Annotated in this window: 14 protein-coding genes; 10 read left to right on the top strand and 4 right to left on the bottom strand. The window is 59.2% G+C overall.

The features are described from left to right. The first annotated feature begins 41 nt into the window (after window positions 1–41). On the top strand, window positions 42–518 hold the full coding sequence (gene smpB / locus ACR0J7_RS15125; protein WP_209505165.1) for an SsrA-binding protein SmpB: 477 nt from the start codon (window positions 42–44) through the stop codon (window positions 516–518). On the opposite strand, the gene glpK is transcribed toward smpB, so the two are convergent. The 3 genes from glpK to panB all read right to left on the bottom strand — a co-directional run bounded on the left by glpK (window position 515) and on the right by panB (window position 3749). Beyond that, window positions 515–1993: a glycerol kinase GlpK gene (glpK, locus tag ACR0J7_RS15120; RefSeq protein WP_480487857.1), complete on the bottom strand. Its 1479-nt coding sequence runs from the start codon at window positions 1991–1993 to the stop codon at window positions 515–517. The genes smpB and glpK overlap by 4 nt on opposite strands. Window positions 1994–2061: 68 nt before the next feature. After that, window positions 2062–2913, bottom strand: coding sequence for a pantoate--beta-alanine ligase (gene panC / locus ACR0J7_RS15115; protein WP_480914795.1), 852 nt, complete (start codon window positions 2911–2913; stop codon window positions 2062–2064). Further along, entirely contained in the window at window positions 2910–3749 is an 840-nt protein-coding gene (panB, locus tag ACR0J7_RS15110; RefSeq protein WP_480898816.1) for a 3-methyl-2-oxobutanoate hydroxymethyltransferase, read from the bottom strand. The genes panC and panB overlap by 4 nt, the downstream gene beginning before the upstream one ends. Window positions 3750–3917: 168 nt before the next feature. On the opposite strand from panB, the gene ACR0J7_RS15105 reads away from it, so the two are divergent. From ACR0J7_RS15105 to ACR0J7_RS15080, 6 genes are all read left to right on the top strand, one after another. Next, window positions 3918–5405, top strand: coding sequence for an ABC transporter substrate-binding protein (locus ACR0J7_RS15105; RefSeq protein WP_480914793.1), 1488 nt, complete (start codon window positions 3918–3920; stop codon window positions 5403–5405). A gap of 65 nt (window positions 5406–5470) precedes the next feature. Then, window positions 5471–6532 (top strand): ligand-gated ion channel, encoded by a 1062-nt coding sequence (locus tag ACR0J7_RS15100; RefSeq protein ID WP_480898819.1) that lies wholly within the window; start codon window positions 5471–5473, stop codon window positions 6530–6532. A gap of 245 nt (window positions 6533–6777) precedes the next feature. Continuing rightward, on the top strand, window positions 6778–8028 hold the full coding sequence (locus tag ACR0J7_RS15095; RefSeq protein ID WP_480914791.1) for a sarcosine oxidase subunit beta family protein: 1251 nt from the start codon (window positions 6778–6780) through the stop codon (window positions 8026–8028). A gap of 13 nt (window positions 8029–8041) precedes the next feature. Continuing rightward, window positions 8042–8329 (top strand): sarcosine oxidase subunit delta, encoded by a 288-nt coding sequence (locus ACR0J7_RS15090; RefSeq protein ID WP_480506551.1) that lies wholly within the window; start codon window positions 8042–8044, stop codon window positions 8327–8329. Continuing rightward, the gene (locus ACR0J7_RS15085; protein WP_480914788.1) at window positions 8326–11271 is read left to right on the top strand and encodes a sarcosine oxidase subunit alpha family protein; all 2946 of its coding nucleotides are present in this window, start codon (window positions 8326–8328) and stop codon (window positions 11269–11271) included. Before ACR0J7_RS15090 ends, ACR0J7_RS15085 begins: the two co-directional genes overlap by 4 nt. After that, window positions 11264–11824, top strand: coding sequence for a sarcosine oxidase subunit gamma (locus ACR0J7_RS15080; RefSeq protein ID WP_480914787.1), 561 nt, complete (start codon window positions 11264–11266; stop codon window positions 11822–11824). Before ACR0J7_RS15085 ends, ACR0J7_RS15080 begins: the two co-directional genes overlap by 8 nt. A gap of 8 nt (window positions 11825–11832) precedes the next feature. Here ACR0J7_RS15080 and ACR0J7_RS15075 read toward each other — a convergent pair whose 3' ends face one another. Continuing rightward, on the bottom strand, window positions 11833–12837 hold the full coding sequence (locus ACR0J7_RS15075; protein ID WP_480482737.1) for a GlxA family transcriptional regulator: 1005 nt from the start codon (window positions 12835–12837) through the stop codon (window positions 11833–11835). A gap of 263 nt (window positions 12838–13100) precedes the next feature. On the opposite strand from ACR0J7_RS15075, the gene ACR0J7_RS15070 reads away from it, so the two are divergent. Genes ACR0J7_RS15070 through ACR0J7_RS15060 form a run of 3 tightly spaced genes read left to right on the top strand, consistent with a single transcriptional unit; the run spans window position 13101 to window position 16455 of the window. Then, complete coding sequence (locus ACR0J7_RS15070) at window positions 13101–14048, top strand: ABC transporter permease (RefSeq protein WP_480482739.1); 948 nt, start codon at window positions 13101–13103, stop codon at window positions 14046–14048. Further along, window positions 14045–14860 carry an ABC transporter permease gene (locus tag ACR0J7_RS15065; protein ID WP_480487846.1) on the top strand — a complete coding sequence of 272 codons (816 nt, stop codon included), beginning with the start codon at window positions 14045–14047 and terminating at the stop codon, window positions 14858–14860. The genes ACR0J7_RS15070 and ACR0J7_RS15065 overlap by 4 nt, the downstream gene beginning before the upstream one ends. Continuing rightward, window positions 14857–16455 carry an ABC transporter ATP-binding protein gene (locus ACR0J7_RS15060; RefSeq protein ID WP_480914785.1) on the top strand — a complete coding sequence of 533 codons (1599 nt, stop codon included), beginning with the start codon at window positions 14857–14859 and terminating at the stop codon, window positions 16453–16455. The genes ACR0J7_RS15065 and ACR0J7_RS15060 overlap by 4 nt, the downstream gene beginning before the upstream one ends. Window positions 16456–16466 lie beyond the last annotated feature (11 nt).

Genomic DNA, 16466 nt, shown 5'->3' with positions numbered 1-16466 from the left:
TGCCTTGCAAGGGCGGCTCAAGCCGCCTAAATCAACGCGTCATGGCCAAGCAGAAGACAGACCCGAATTACAAGGTAATCGCCGAAAACCGGCGCGCCCGCTTCGATTACGCAATCGAAGAGGACATTGAATGTGGCATCATCCTGCAGGGGTCCGAGGTCAAATCCCTGCGCGCGGGCGGCTCGAACATCGCCGAAAGCTATGCCACGGTCGATGACGGAGAACTGTGGCTGGTCAACAGCTATATCGCGCCGTATGAGCAGGCCAAGATGTTCAAGCACGAAGAACGTCGCCGCCGGAAACTGCTTGTATCCCGCAAGCAGATGTCGAACCTGTGGAACGCGACGCAGCGCAAGGGCATGACGCTGGTGCCGCTGGTTCTGTATTTCAACCACAGAGGACTGGCCAAGATCAAAATCGGCATCGCCAAGGGTAAAAAAACCCACGACAAGCGCGAAACTCAGGCCAAGCGCGACTGGTCACGGCAAAAGCAGCGCTTGTTGAAAGATCACAGCTAGAACGCCATCGCCGCCTGAACCGCCCGTTGCCAGCGATCATAGGCCGCGTCGCGTTCGGCTTGCTCTTGCGTTGGTTCGAACCGGCGGTCCAGCGCCCATGTTTCGGCAAAACCGGCCTGATCCGGGTAAATCCCGGCTTTCATACCTGCCAGCCATGCGGCGCCTAGGGCGGTCGTTTCCTGCATAACCGGGCGATCCACCGGGGCACCCAGACAATCTGAAAGACCCTGCATGGTCCAGTCAGATGCACTCATCCCGCCGTCGACGCGCAGGATGACATCCGCCTCTGCCCCCCAGTCGCCCTGCATGGCGTGCCACAGGTCGCGGGTCTGAAAGGCGATGCTTTCCAGCGTGGCGCGGGCAATCTCGGCCCGGCCGGAATTGCGTGTCAGCCCGAACATTGCACCGCGGCAATCCGGCTTCCAGTAAGGCGCCCCAAGGCCCGTGAACGCCGGCACCAGAATCACATGCTGGTTCGGGTCGGCCTGCGCAGCCAGGTCGCCGCTTTGCGGGGCCGAATCGATGATCTGCAACGCGTCGCGCAGCCATTGCACGGCGGCCCCGGCGATAAAGATCGACCCTTCCAGCGCATAGGTGCGCTGACCGTCCAATTGGTAAGCGATTGTTGTCAGCAGGCGGTTTTTCGATTCAACTGGCTGCGCACCCGTGTTCAGCAGCGCGAAACAGCCCGTGCCATAGGTTGATTTCATCATACCGGGCTGGAAACAGGCCTGACCGATGGTGGCTGCCTGCTGATCGCCTGCCACACCCAGAATGGGGATGTTTCCGCCAAGCAAGGTGGTTGCGCCGAAATCCGAGGCGCAATCCTGCACGGTCGGCAACATTTGAACGGGTACATCCAGCAATTCGCAAATCTCAGCGCTCCAGGCGCCTTTGTGAATGTCGAACAGCAGGGTGCGGGCGGCGTTGGTGGCGTCAGTGGCATGGACACGACCTTCGGTCAGACGCCAGATCAGGAAACTGTCGATGGTGCCGAACAGCAACTCCCCGGCCTCTGCCCGCGCGCGTGCGCCTGAAACGGTGTCCAGCAGCCATTTGACCTTGGTGCCTGAGAAATAAGGGTCCAGCAGCAGGCCGGTCTGGGCGGTGACGTCATCTTCACATCCGGCTTGCTTGTATCGGGCGCAGATTTCGGCGGTGCGGCGGTCCTGCCAGACAATCGCGTTATGGATGGCCTTGCCGGTCTGCTTGTCCCAGACCACGGTGGTTTCACGCTGGTTGGTGATGCCGATGCCGGTGATCTGGTCAGCCGAAACACCGGCGCTTTCCATCACCTCGCGACACACATGCATGACGCTGGACCAGATATCCTCGGGGTCGTGTTCAACCCAACCTTCTTGCGGGAAATGCTGGGGGAACTCCTGCTGAGCGGTGCCAACACGGTTCATCTGCCCGTCGAACAGGATCGCGCGCGAGGACGTGGTGCCCTGATCAATTGCCAGAATAAAGGTCATGTCCGCTCTCCCCAGTGTCATTTTGCGCGACTTTAGCGCAAACAACAGCGCCGGGGCCAGAGCAGAAATCAGACCGGATCGACGGGAATATTGTCGATCAGGCGGACGCCATCGGCCCAGGCCGTAACGAACAAGCGCGCGGGTTTGTTGGCATTGGGCAGGCTTTCCAGCGTCTCGGCGCAGCGCAGATCGATATATTCCACTTCGGTAAAACCAGCGTCCAGCAATGCGGCTTTTGCGTCTTGCGCCAGCGCCGCGAAATCCTTGCCAGCGGCAAGCTTATCTGCCACCCGCCGCATGATCTCGTTCATGCGGGACGCGACCTTTACGCCCTCAGGCGACAAAAGCAGATTGCGCGACGACATTGCCAGCCCAGAAGGCTCGCGCACGGTTGGGCAGCCGACAACCTCGATGGGAATGTCCAGATCGCGGGCCATGCGGCGCACCACCAGCAACTGCTGATAGTCTTTTTCCCCGAAATAGGCTCGATCCGCCTGCGTTTGCAGGAACAGCTTGGCCACTACAGTGGCCACGCCTTCGAAATGGCCGGGGCGAAACGGGCCTTCCATCATGTCGGTCAAACCGGTCACGGATACCGTGGTGGAAAAGCCGTCGGGATAGATTCCCTGAGGGTCCGGCACGTAGATCGCATCCACGCCATAAGGGGCCAGCTTTTGCGCGTCTTCATGTTCTGTGCGGGGATAGTTCGCCAGGTCTTCGGGGTTGTTGAACTGCTTGGGGTTCACAAAGATCGTCACGATCACCCGGTCACAGTTCTCCTCGGCGGCCTTCGCCAGCGACAAATGCCCTTCGTGCAATGCGCCCATGGTCGGAACAACGCCGATAACGTCACCTGCGCGGTGCCATTCTGTCGTCTTGGTTCGCAGTTCCGCCAGCGAGCGCAGGATCGGCGCGGTCACGTCTTTGGTCCTTTCGCCGGAGCCTGATCAGCAAACACATGTTCGTCCGCCGGAAATGTTCGCGCACGCACTTCGGCCGCGTAATCTGCGATGGCGGCTTCGGCCAACGGGCCAAGCTCGGCATAGCGTTTGACGAATTTGGGTTTGAAGGCGGTGAAAAAGCCAACCATGTCATCGACGACCAGAATCTGCCCGTCACAACCGGCTGACGCTCCGATTCCGATGGTGGGGATGGAAACCTGTTCGGTGATCCTGTCGGCCAGACCTTGCGGCACTTTCTCAAGCACCACGGAAAACGCACCGGCCTCGGCCACGGCGCGGGCATCTGCCATGACGGTTTCGGCCTGTTCGTCGCGCCCCTGCACCTTGTAGCCGCCCAGCGTGTTGATCGATTGCGGGGTCAGACCGATATGCGCCATCACCGGGATGCCGCGCTTGACCAGAAAGCGGATGGTTTCAGCCATCTCGACACCGCCTTCCAGCTTGACTGCCCCTGCACCGGTTTCCGCCATCAGCCGCGCCGCGTTGCGAAACGCTTGTGCCGGGCTTTCCTCATAGCTGCCAAACGGCATGTCGATGACCATCATCGCCGTGCTCAACCCGCGTGCGACGGCCTGACCGTGCAGGATCATCATCTCCATCGTGACACCAAGGGTGGATTCCAGCCCGTGCAAAACCATCCCGACGCTGTCCCCCACAAGAACAAAGTCACAATGCGTGTCCATCAGGCGCGCCATAGGCGTTGTGTATGCGGTCAGTGAGACCAGAGGCACGCCGCCTTTTCGGGCGCGAATATCTTCGGCGTTCGGGGCCTTTTTGCGGGCGGTGGCGCTCATGGTTGGCTCCTGCAGGGCTTATGTTGCAGTGCGGCATAGCAGATCGGCTGGGGCCAAAGAAACCCCGGTTGCGCGAACATTCCCTTGATTGACCTCAGGTTTAAAGGAACACTGCCGATAAAACGGCCCGAAAAACATGGGCGCAGATTTTCAGTTGGGAGAGTTCACATGACAAAACACGTGCTTCGGACATTCGCGTCGACCGTGGCGATCGGCGCCAGCCTGTTGGCGACGCAGGTTTTGGCCAAATCCGACATCACCATCGCCATGCAGCTGGAACCCCCGCATCTGGATCCGACCAGCGCCGCTGCTCAGGCCATCGATTCGGTTGTCTACACCAACATCTTCGAAGGTCTGACCCGTTTCATGGGCGACGGCTCGGTCGTGCCCGGCCTTGCGGAAAGCTGGGAGATTTCCGAAGACGGCAAAACTTATACCTTCAAACTGCGCGACGGCGTGACCTTCCATGACGGCACGACCATGGATGCCGAGGATGTTAAATTCACCCTTGACCGGGCCACGGCCGAGGACAGCGCCAACGCGCAGAAAGCTCTGTTTGCAGGGATCGAAAGCGTCGAGGCCGTGGATCCGCTGACAGTCAGGATCACCCTGGCCGATCCGAACGGCAATTTCCTGTTCAACCTTGCCTGGGGTGACGCGGTGATCGTCGCGCCTGAAAGCATCGAGAACATCAAGACAAACCCGGTTGGCACCGGCGCTTTTACCTTTGGCGACTGGGTTCAGGGCGACAGCATAACACTGAACCGCAACCCCAATTATTGGAGCGACCAACCGGCGTTAGAGACTGCGACGTTCAAATTCATCTCGGACCCGACCGCCGCATTTGCGGCCATGATGGCCGAAGATGTGGACGTGTTCGACAACTTCCCGGCACCGGAGAACCTGCCTCAGTTCGAGGCTGACCCGCGCTTTCAGGTTCTGGTTGGATCGACCGAGGGTGAAACGATCCTGTCCACCAACAACAAACAGCCGCCATTCGATGACATTCGTGTCCGGCAGGCGTTGGCCCATGCGATTGACCGACAGGCCATCATCGACGGCGCCATGTTCGGATACGGCACCCCAATCGGTACGCATTTTGCGCCACACAACCCCGCTTATGTCGATCTGACGGGCCAGTCCGCGTATGATCCCGAAAAGGCCAAGGCCTTGCTGGCAGAGGCCGGGTTTGAAAACGGGTTCGAGACAACTCTGCACTTGCCACCGCCATCTTATGCGCGCCGGGGCGGTGAAATCATCGCCGCACAGCTGGCCGAGGTCGGCATCACGGCCGAGATCATCAACGTCGAATGGGCCCAGTGGCTGGAATCGGTGTTCAAGGGCAAGGAATTTGGTCTGACCATCGTCAGCCATACCGAACCGATGGATATCGGCATCTATGCGCGGCCCGACTATTACTTCCAGTATGACAGCATCGACTTTCAGACGCTGATGGAGACGCTGAACACCACCACCGACCCCGAGGAACGGACCCGTCTTCTGGGTGAGGCGCAGCGCCTCATCTCGAACGATTATGTCAACGGGTACCTGTTCCAGCTGGCCAAGCTGGGCGTCGCCAAGGCCGGTGTTCAGGGCCTTTGGGAAAACGCACCAACTGCGGCAATCGACCTGACCGCCATTTCCTGGTCTGAATGACATCAGTTGACTGGGCCTGCTTAACGGGCCCAGTCTCACCATCGCGAAATGCGTTTCTAACGATCATGAAAAGCTTGTTTGCAGGTTTCGTTCTTTTGCTTTTCGCGTCTGTCCTTCCAGGCGCTGTTTTTGCGCAGGGCTTGTTCCAAGGGCAGCAGGATACGCTGGTGGGAACCCCGGACAACCCGCTGCAGGTCGGGGTTGGTATCAAGATCGACCAGATTACCGGCGTCGATCAGCAATCCGAAAACTATGGTGCCGTGGTTGTACTGCGGTTCGAATGGACAGACCCGGAACTGGCGTTTGATGCAGCAAGCCTTGGTCGTGATTTTCGGGTTTTTGAACCGCCCGCTTTCGTGCAATACGCCGCTGAGCTGGATGTGGTAACCCCGGCTTTTGTTATCCACAACCAACAGTCCAATCGATGGATTCATGAATCCGCAGTTGCCGTGCGTCATGACGGTCACGTGACTTTTGTCGAAAAATCCTCGCTGACCTTGCAGGCTCCGCATTTCAACTTTCGCAAATACCCGTTCGATACGCAGGAATTTCACTTTGAGGTCGTATCGGTGTTTCCTTCGCAATTCGTTCACTATCACGCGCTTGATGAATACTCCGGCCTGGGTGACATGCTGGGCGAAGAGGAATGGATACTTGGCAATGCCAGGGCTCTGACGTCAACGACGACCGGTTTGTCGGGAAACGAAAGCGACCGGGTCGAACTTGTCTTCGAAGGCACCCGGCACCTGACATATTACACCATCCGCATATTCCTGCCGATGCTAGTGCTGATCACGGTAGGATGGGCGCTTTTCTTTCTGGATGAATACCGAAAACGGATCGAGATCGCAGGCGGCAACCTGTTGGTCTTTGTGGCCTTCAACTGGGCCATTTCCGCCGACTTGCCCAAGCTTGGCTATCTGACGTTTCTGGATTTCATTCTGCAATGCATGTTCCTGATGACAGGAACGATTATCGTCTTCAGCGTGATGTTGCGTAAACTGAAAGTTTCCGGTCGGGAAGAGACGGCCAGAAAGCTCGACAATTACGCGATCAAATGGATTTACCCGTTGGGATATGCCGCCATCATCGGCTATGCCGTCGTTGTCTTTCTGATGACGTCTTAGGCGCTGAATCCCACATCTATGTGGTTCTGAAATCGCGTGTATAGCTTTGGCTACCGGCTGTTCTGACCCTTGTCGGCGCAGCAGGACGGCGTGGCGGACACCGCGCGCTGCCAGCAACAGTAAAAATCGCAAGATTAAGCATACCCTGCTGATTGTTGTGGTGTCTGATTCAACACAGCAGATGTCGGATTCAAGAGTATCCAAAACCCGCTTTTTCGCGGACTCTGAAAAAAAAGGTCCGATTCATGCGATACTCTGGTTTCAAGGTCATCAAAGAGGCTCTTACCGGGCACAAAGGGTGGACACCGGCCTGGCGCGAGCCGGAGCCCAAGCCACATTACGACATTGTCATCATCGGCGGTGGCGGTCATGGCCTTTCAACGGCGCATTACCTGTCAAAGGTATTTGGCCTCCGCAATGTGGCGGTGATTGAAAAAGGCTGGATCGGTGGCGGCAATGTCGGGCGCAATACAACCATTATCCGCTCGAATTATTTGCTGGACGGCAACGAACCTTTCTACGAGTTCTCGCTGAAACTGTGGGAAGGTCTTGAGCAGGACGTAAACTATAACGCGATGGTCAGCCAGCGCGGGATCATCAACCTGATCCATACAGACGCCCAGCGCGACGCCTTTACGCGACGTGGCAACGCCATGATCCTGAACGGCGCGGATGCCGAGCTGCTGGATGCCGAACAGGTGCGCAAGGAATACCCGTTCCTGAACTTCAACGATGCCCGGTTCCCGATCAAGGGTGGGCTGGCCCAGCGGCGCGGCGGCACAGTTCGGCACGACGCGGTGGCCTGGGGATATGCCCGTTCAGCAGACAGCCACGGTGTCGATATCATCCAAAACTGCGAAGTGACCGGTTTCCGGATCGAAAACGGAAAATGTCTGGGGGTTGAGACGTCGAAAGGGTTCATTGGCGCAGGCAAGGTTGGCTGTGCCGTGGCCGGAAATTCGGGGCGTGTCATGGGCATGGCGGGTATGCGGTTGCCAGTTGAAAGCCATGTCCTGCAAGCCTTCGTGTCAGAAGGTCTGAAGCCGGTTCTGCCCGGGGTGATCACTTTTGGCGCGGGGCATTTCTATGTCAGCCAGTCCGACAAGGGCGGGCTGGTCTTTGGTGGCGATATCGACGGGTACAATTCGTACGCACAACGCGGCAACCTGCCCGTGGTCGAAGATGTCTGCGAGGGCGGCATGGCCCTGATGCCGATGATTGGTCGCGCGCGCCTGCTGCGGATGTGGGGCGGGATCATGGATATGTCCATGGATGGATCGCCCATCATCGACCGGACCGGCATAGATGGCCTCTATTTCAATGGCGGCTGGTGCTACGGCGGGTTCAAGGCAACTCCGGCGTCGGGGTTTTGCTTTGCGCATCTACTGGCAAAGGATGAACCGCACCCGACCGCAACCGCCTACCGGTTCGACCGGTTCCGCAAAGGTCGCATGATCGACGAAAAAGGCATGGGCAATCAGCCCAACCTGCACTGAGGGGAGCAGCACCATGATCATCCATCATCCCTTGCTGGGCCCGCGTGACAGTTCCGAATTCGTCTATCTGGGAGACGCTTCGCTGATCAACAGGCCCGACTGGCAGGCCGAAAACGCGGCCGAAGCGTTTTTTGACTACGCCTATCTGCGCGACAATCCAGCTGGCGAACACCGCGAGTTGTGGTTCCACGAGGGGGGCGACCGATCCTGGCTGGTCGTGACCCGCAATACCGCGACACATGAGATTTCCAAAGTGGAACTGGCCCGTGACGTGGCCCGGGCACAGGGGCGCTCCAAATGACTCAAGACAACAGGCTGAGCGGCGGTCAGATCGACCGCACCAAAACCCTGAACTTCAAATTCGACAACCGCAGTTACACTGCGCATCCGGGCGATACGCTGGCCTCGGCCCTTCTGGCCAATGGCGTGCGCCTGATGGGCCGGTCGTTCAAATACCATCGCCCGCGTGGCGTGCTGACTGCCGGTTCGGAAGAACCCAATGCCCTTGTCGAGCTGCGCACCGGCAACCGTCAGGAACCCAACACCCGTGCCACGACCGTTGAGATGTTCGAGGGGCTTGAGGCCCATTCCCAAAACCGCTGGCCCAGCCTGAAATTCGATGCTCTGGCGATCAACGACAGATTCTCGACCTTTCTGACGGCGGGGTTCTACTACAAAACCTTCATGTGGCCTGCTGCGTTCTGGGAAAAGCTGTATGAGCCGATGATCCGCCGCGCTGCGGGACTTGGGTCGTTGTCGATGCAGGAAGACCCCGATGAGTATGACAAAGGGTTCCGGCATTGCGATCTGCTGATAATCGGCGCGGGTCCAGCCGGATTGATGGCGGCACTGACTGCGGGCCGGGCCGGTTCCGAGGTCATTCTTGCGGATGAGGATTTCGCACTTGGTGGGCGGCTCAACAGTGAAACCTTTTCGCTGAACGACGGCGATGCGACCGATTGGATTAAGCAGAGTGTCGCTGAACTGTCAGCAATGCCCAACGTCCGCCTGATGCCGCGCACGACCGTGATCGGTGCCTTTGATCACGGCATCTATGGTGCAGTTGAGCGGACGGGCGATCATCTTGCTTCTCTGCCTTCCGGTAAACCGCGCCAGATATTCTGGCGCATCTACGCCAAACGCGCCCTGTTATGCGCTGGCGCGACCGAGCGGCCCATCGCGTTTGAAAACAACGACAGGCCTGGCATCATGCTGGCAAGTGCTCTGCGCACCTATGCCAATCGGTTTGCAACCACGGCGGCGCAACGTGTCGCCATCTTTACGAACAACGATGACGGCCACCGCACAGCTGCGGATCTGCACGCAAAAGGTATCAGGATTGCTGCCGTCGTCGACGTTCGTGACGACGCTCCGACCAGCCATGACTATGAGGTTCTGCGGGGCGCGCAGGTCAGGGACACCAAAGGCCGACTGGGGCTGACCTTTGTCGAGGTTGAGCTGGCAGACGGGTCGTCGCGCACGCTGGACTGCGGGGCGCTTGGCGTTTCGGGTGGCTGGAACCCCAACGTGCATCTGACCTGCCATCAACGGGGGCGTCCCGCGTGGAACGAAGATCTGGCGGCCTTTGTCCCCGGAGCGGACTTGCCGCCTGGGCTGTCCGTCGCGGGGGCGGCAAATGGTGTGATGTCCACCCATGGCGCCCTGCAATCCGGGGCAGAAGGCGCGGCGCAGGCGCTGGGCCTGAAAGGCCCGCTGTCCGATCTGCCTAAGGCCGAGGATAACCCGATCTCGCAGAAACCGTTCTGGTATGTTCAGGGTTGCAGCCGCGCGTGGCTGGATCAGCAGAACGACGTGACCGTCAAGGATGTGAAGCTCAGCCATCAGGAAGGGTTCCGCTCGGTCGAGCATTTGAAACGCTATACCACGTTGGGCATGGCTACAGATCAGGGCAAGACATCGAACATGGGCGGGCTTGCGATCATGGCCGAGCTTGCGGGTAAGTCCATTCCGGAAACCGGCACCACGATCTTCCGCCCGCCCTATACGCCCGTTCCGATTGCAACCTTTGCTGGCCGGATGAAAGGCAAGGAGTTTCATCCCACTCGCCTTACCCCGTCACATTACTGGGCCAAGGAACGCGGCGCGGTGTTTGTCGAGGTCGGCAATTGGCTGCGCGCGCAGTGGTTCCCGCTGCCCGGTGAAACCCATTGGCGGGAATCCGTGGACCGTGAGGTGCGCCAGACCCGTGCCTCGGTCGGGGTGTGCGACTGCACCACGCTTGGAAAGATTGATGTTCAGGGTGCGGATGCGGCGGATTTCCTGAACAGGGTCTATTGCAACGGATTTGCTAAACTGGCCGTCGGCAAAACCCGCTATGGGCTGATGTTGCGCGAAGACGGAATTGCGATGGATGACGGTACCGCCGCGCGTCTGGCCGAGGATCATTTCGTGGTCACCACCACAACTGCCAATGCGGTCAAGGTCTACCAGCATATGGAATTTGTCCGGCAATGCCTGTTCCCGGACATGGATGTACAGCTGATCTCGACCACCGAAGCCTGGGCACAATACGCGGTAGCCGGGCCCAATTCGCGCAAACTTCTGCAAAAGATCGTGGATCCCGAGTTCGACCTCTCGAACGAAGGCTTCCCGTTCATGGCTTGCGGCAACATCACCGTATGCGGCGGGTTGCGCGCGCGGTTGTTCCGTATTTCCTTCTCGGGCGAATTGGCCTTTGAAATCGCGGTGCCATCGCGTTACGGCGACGCGCTGATGCGGCGTTTGATGCAGGAAGGTGAAGAGTTCGATGTCATACCCTACGGCACCGAAGCGCTGGGCGTCATGCGGATCGAAAAGGGTCACGCCGCAGGCAACGAGTTGAACGGAACCACCACCGCCCTGAACCTTGGAATGGGTCGGATGGTATCCAAGAAGAAAGACAGCATCGGCTCAATCCTGTCCGAGCGTGAAGGGCTGAACGAACCAGATGCTTTGATGATGGTTGGCATCAAGCCTGTGAACGCTAGCGACAAGGTAACTGCCGGAGGGCATCTGATGAATGCCACGGGTCCGGTGGATGCTGCCCATGATCAGGGCTATGTCACATCGGCGGCATTTTCGCCGTCGCTGGACAGCCATATCGGCCTTGGCTTTTTGAAAAACGGCGGCACACGTCAGGGTGAAAAGATGCGCCTTGTGTCACCAGTGACCGATCTGACGGTCGAGGTTGAAATCGTCTCGGCCCATTTCGTCGACCCCGAGGGAGAACGGCTCCGTGCATGATCTTGTAGCAATAACCGCGCTGGGTGGAACCGAACCCAAGATCGACAGGGTCGGAAGCGTGACCTGTACCGAAACTCCGGGTGTGGCGCTGGCCTCGGTCGCCGCTCGGCTGGGTCGGGAAGACAAGACCCGGAGCGCCGTATCCCAATTGATCGGCACGGAAACGCCCGCCGTCGGGCAATTTACCGGCGGGCCGATCGTTGCCTTCTGGACCGGGCCTGATCAATGGATGATCGAAGCGCCCTTTGAGACACATGAAGATCTGGCGCATCTGGTGAAAGAACGCACTGGGGACAACGCATCGGTTTCCGAACAGACAGACGCATGGGTCAGGTTTGATCTGGACGGAGAGGGCGTGTTGGCAGTGCTGGAATTGCTAAGCAATCTGGATTGCCGAAGAATGGCGGTCGGTACCGCATCCCGCACATCTATCCATCACCTGGGGTGTTTCGTCCTGTGCCGTGCTTCTGGTTCGTTCTGTATTTACGGGCCAAGATCGTCTGCCGGGTCACTGCATCATGCGATTGTGGCCGCAATGAAATCGGCGCTTTGATGGCAAAGTCAGCTTGAGGGTAGCGGAGCGTTATCCTCGACCCGAAACCGGTTGATCCGTCGCCGGTCCTCGCTGGGGCTCAAACCAAAGGCAGATCGGTAGTGCGTCACCAACGGCGTGACCGAACTGTATCCGATGGCCGCGGCAATGTCGGCAATTGGGTCCTTGGTGTAGACAACCATCTGACGGGCCGCCTTCATCCGCATGGAGCGGAAATAATGGCTGGGGCTTTGCCCTGTGGCCTGTTTGAAGGCGCGCTCGATCTGGCGGGGGGTGACGCCCGTTTGATCCGCTATGTCCGCGATCGAGATCGGATTGCCGATACGGCTTGCGAACAGGTCGACACATCGTGCCACAAGCGGCGGCAGCTTTTCACCCGTGGCAGGTTTGCTTGCACTGGGCACCTGTTGCTGAACACCTTCCCCTCGCATCATCGGATGCTGGAACCAGCAGGCCACCTCATGCGCGACTTCGCCGCCCAACCGGTCCTGAATCAGATGCAGGGCGAGATCAAACGCGGCCGCCGCCCCGGCCGCAGTATACCGCGTGGCATCCGACACGATCACTTCGCGCCGTGCATCGATCTGTGGAAACTCGGCCAGAAACGCGGCTTCGTAACACCAGTGCACCGATACCGGATGGCCGGTCATGACCCCCGAGCGCACGAGCGGGAAAACGCCGCCGCTGATACCGCCCAGAATTGTCCCGTGTCGTGACAAAGCCCTCAACGCACCATTCCCCTGGGCAGGGTTTCTGAAGCCCGAGGTCGGACTGCTGAGCAGGAACAGAATATCAATCGGCTTACAGTCTGCGAGGTTGCGTTCAGCCTCAAAACGCACATGAGCGCTGGAGCTGACCTTTCCCCCGTTTTCCGCCACAAGAGACCAGCGAAATGCCTCTTGCCCGGCGATCTCATTTGCAGCGCGCAGCGGTTCGATGACCGAGGTCAGGCAAGCCATCGGAAAGCCATCGAACAGCAGAAACCCGATCTCAATTCTATTTTCTGTCAGCATGAGCGCTACACTATCAGTAAATCCTGGTTTGGCCCGGATTGCTCCTTGGCCGCTCTGGCCTGCGGAAACGGTTCGAACAAGTGTAGCAAAACACGGAACGTGCGAAATCGAAAAAACGCGCAACAAACATGGTGAAAATCGGGGTCAGGTCCTGCATGCGGATTAACAGGCGGAAAGGGACAAAGGTTGCGCAGCGCCATTTGCCGGTCTGCCGGTGCCGTAGATGCTGGACCCGTGACGGCTGAGACCCTAACGTAGCCTCAATGCTTCGCTATACCCTTAGACGACTGATCTCATTGCTTGCCAGCCTTGCCGTCGCCTCGGTGGTCATCTTCGCCGTGATCGAGGTCGCACCGGGGGACCCGGCATCGTTCATGCTGGGTGTCAACGCGCAGGAGGATACGTTGGCCGCGCTGCGGGCTGAACTGGGTCTGGATGGATCCAGGGTGCAGCGGTATTTCAACTGGGTCGGAGGGATGGTAGCCGGAGATTTCGGCACCTCGTACACCTATCGCACACCGGTGTCGCAGATGATTGCGGACCGGCTGTGGGTATCGTTGCCCTTGGCTTTGTATGCGCTCACGCTGTCCACGCTGATCGCCTTTCCTGCCGGGATCTATGCCGCCGCGCGCCGGGGCAAGCCCGGGGATCTGGCGGTGATGGGGGCGACACAGCTTGGTATCGCTGTGCCCAATTTCTGGTTCGCGATGATGCTGGTGCTGATCTTCGCCATAAACCTGCGCTGGTTCAATGCCGGTGGGTTTGTTGGCTGGGGCGAGGGCCTTTGGGCGGGGCTGCGTTCGCTGACTTTGCCCGCCATTGCGTTGGCCCTTCCTCAGGCCGCGATCCTGGCCCGCGTTATGCGATCAGCGCTGCTGGATATTCTGGGTGAGGATTTCATGCGCACCGCGCGGGCCAAGGGATTGTCGCGTCGTCAGGCTCTGTGGCGGCATGGGGTGCGGAACGCGCTGATCCCCGTGCTGACGATCATCGGCTTGCAGTTTTCCTTCCTGCTGGCCGGGTCGATCATCATCGAACAGGTGTTCTACCTGCCGGGCCTCGGGCGGTTGGTGTTTCAGGCCATTTCGGCCCGCGATCTGATCGTGGTTGAATCGGTGGTGATGCTGCTGGTCTTTGCGGTGATCACCGTGAATTTTCTGGTGGATCTGGCCTACGCAGCCGTTGACCCACGGTTGAGGAGCCGGTCATGAGCCGCAACCTGATTCTGGGCGCGGCGCTGTCGTCGCTGGTGGTGCTGGCGGCGCTGATCTCGTTTGTCTGGACACCCTACGACTATGCCGCGCTGGATATCCCCAACAAACTTCAGACGCCCGATGCACAACACTGGTTTGGAACAGATCACTTCGGCCGCGACATGTTCTCGATGATCATGGTCGGTGCACGCACTTCGATTGCGGTGGCTCTGGTGGCCGTGGGGATTGGCATGGCGCTGGGCGTACCCCTTGGCCTGACAGCCGCCGCACGCAAAGGGTCGTGGTTGGATGAGGTGATCATGCGTGGCAACGATCTGGTCTTTGCCTTTCCCTCGCTGGTCATCGCCATCCTGATCACGGCTGTGTTCGGTGCCGGTGCCATCAACGCGATCATTGCGATCGGTATTTTCAACATCCCCGTCTTTGCCCGCATCACCCGAGGGGCCGCATTGTCGCTGTGGGAGCGCGAGTTCATCCTTGCCGCCCGTGTGTCGGGCAAAGGTGCCGCACGGATATCAGCCGAACACATCCTGCCCAATGTCGCCAACTTGCTGATCGTTCAGGGCACCATCCAATTTTCGCTGGGCATACTGGCCGAGGCGGGCCTGTCCTATGTCGGTCTGGGTGCGCAGCCGCCGACGCCCAGTTGGGGCCGGATGCTGGCGGACGCGCAGACAATGGTCAGTTTTGCCCCGCATTTGGCTCTGATTCCGGGCCTGGCCATCATTGTCACCGTGCTGGGTTTGAACCTGCTTGGCGACGGTCTGCGCGACTGGCTGGACCCAAGGATCAGGGTGGCGCGGGCATGACGTTGCTGCAAGTCGAAAACCTGTCCCTGTCGATCCACGGGGTGCCGATCCTGAAACGGGTGAACCTGTCCATCGACCCGGGCCAAATCGTGGCGGTGACAGGTGAAAGTGGGTCGGGCAAATCCATGACAGCACTGGCTGTGATGCAGCTTCTGCCAAACGGGGCAACGGCAGACGGCGCAATCCGACTGGACGGCAAAGACCTGCTGACCCAATCCGAGGCCGAGATGTGCGCCTTGCGTGGCGCGTCCATCGGGATGGTATTTCAGGAACCGATGACCGCGCTCAACCCGGTGAAAACCATCGGCGATCAGGTGATGGAGACCATCCTGATCCACAAGGCGATGCCTCCTGCTCAGGCCCGGACCCGCGCTGCCGAGGTGCTCACGCGGGTTGGACTGCCGCCCGACAGGTTTCCTCTGTCGCGCTATCCGCATGAGCTGTCGGGCGGGCAGCGTCAGCGTGTCGTCATCGCAATGGCCATCGCATTGCGTCCCAGGCTTTTGATCGCGGATGAGCCGACCACGGCGCTGGATGTCACCACGCAGGCGCAGATCCTTGATCTGCTGAAAGGGCTGGTTCGCGAATATGATATGGGCCTGCTGATGATCACCCATGATCTGGCTGTGGTCTCGGACATGGCCGATCAGATTGTCGTCATGCGTCACGGCGAGGTCGTCGAAAGTGGCGCGACGCGAAACCTGTTTCGAGATATGCAGCACCCCTATACCCGTATGTTGTTCGAAGCTTCGGGTCATCAGGTCACTCTGCCTGAACCTACACAGCAACGCCCGCTTCTGGAGGTTTCGCAGGTCGTCCGGGATTACCGCCTTCCCCGCAAAGGTCTGCTGGACGCGCCGGGCCACCACCGCGCGGTGGATGGTGTCAGCTTTACCCTTAACCGAGGGGAGCGTTTGGGGCTGGTGGGCGAGTCAGGTTGCGGAAAATCGACCCTAACACGGGCTATTTTAGGGTTGGAAGAGATCCAATCCGGTCAGATTATGCTGGATGGTCAGCCGGTTTTCACCGGCCACAGGCCCAACCTTGCGGTACGTCGCAAGATGCAGGTCGTGTTTCAGGACCCCTATGGCAGCTTCAATCCCCGCCACCGTGTCGCGCGCCTGATCACTGAACCTTTTCACCTGTTGGAAACGCCACCAAAGGGTTCCGAACGCCAGGACCGGATCACAGAGATGCTGACGGCAGTGGGCCTCGGCCCTGATGATGCGGGCAAGTACATTCACGAGTTTTCGGGCGGGCAACGCCAGCGGATCGCCATTGCCCGCGCCCTGATCATTCGGCCGGAACTGATCCTGTTCGATGAGGCGGTTTCAGCCCTCGACGTATCGGTGCGCGCCCAAATCCTCGATCTGCTTGCCGAACTCTGCGAGGCTTATGATCTGACTTACCTGTTCATCAGCCACGATCTGAGCGTGGTGCGCACCATCACCGATCATGTTCTGGTGATGCAATCCGGACGAATTGTCGAACAAGGCAAGACCGAACAGGTATTCTCGGACCCGCAGCATTCCTACACGCAAACCCTGATCGCCGCCGCGCCCCAATTGCCTGAAATCGGGAAGTTATCGGCGTAAAACCATTTGTT

This window comes from Ruegeria sp. O4 (assembly GCF_056535125.1).
This window is presented reverse-complemented; position numbering and strand designations above follow the sequence as displayed.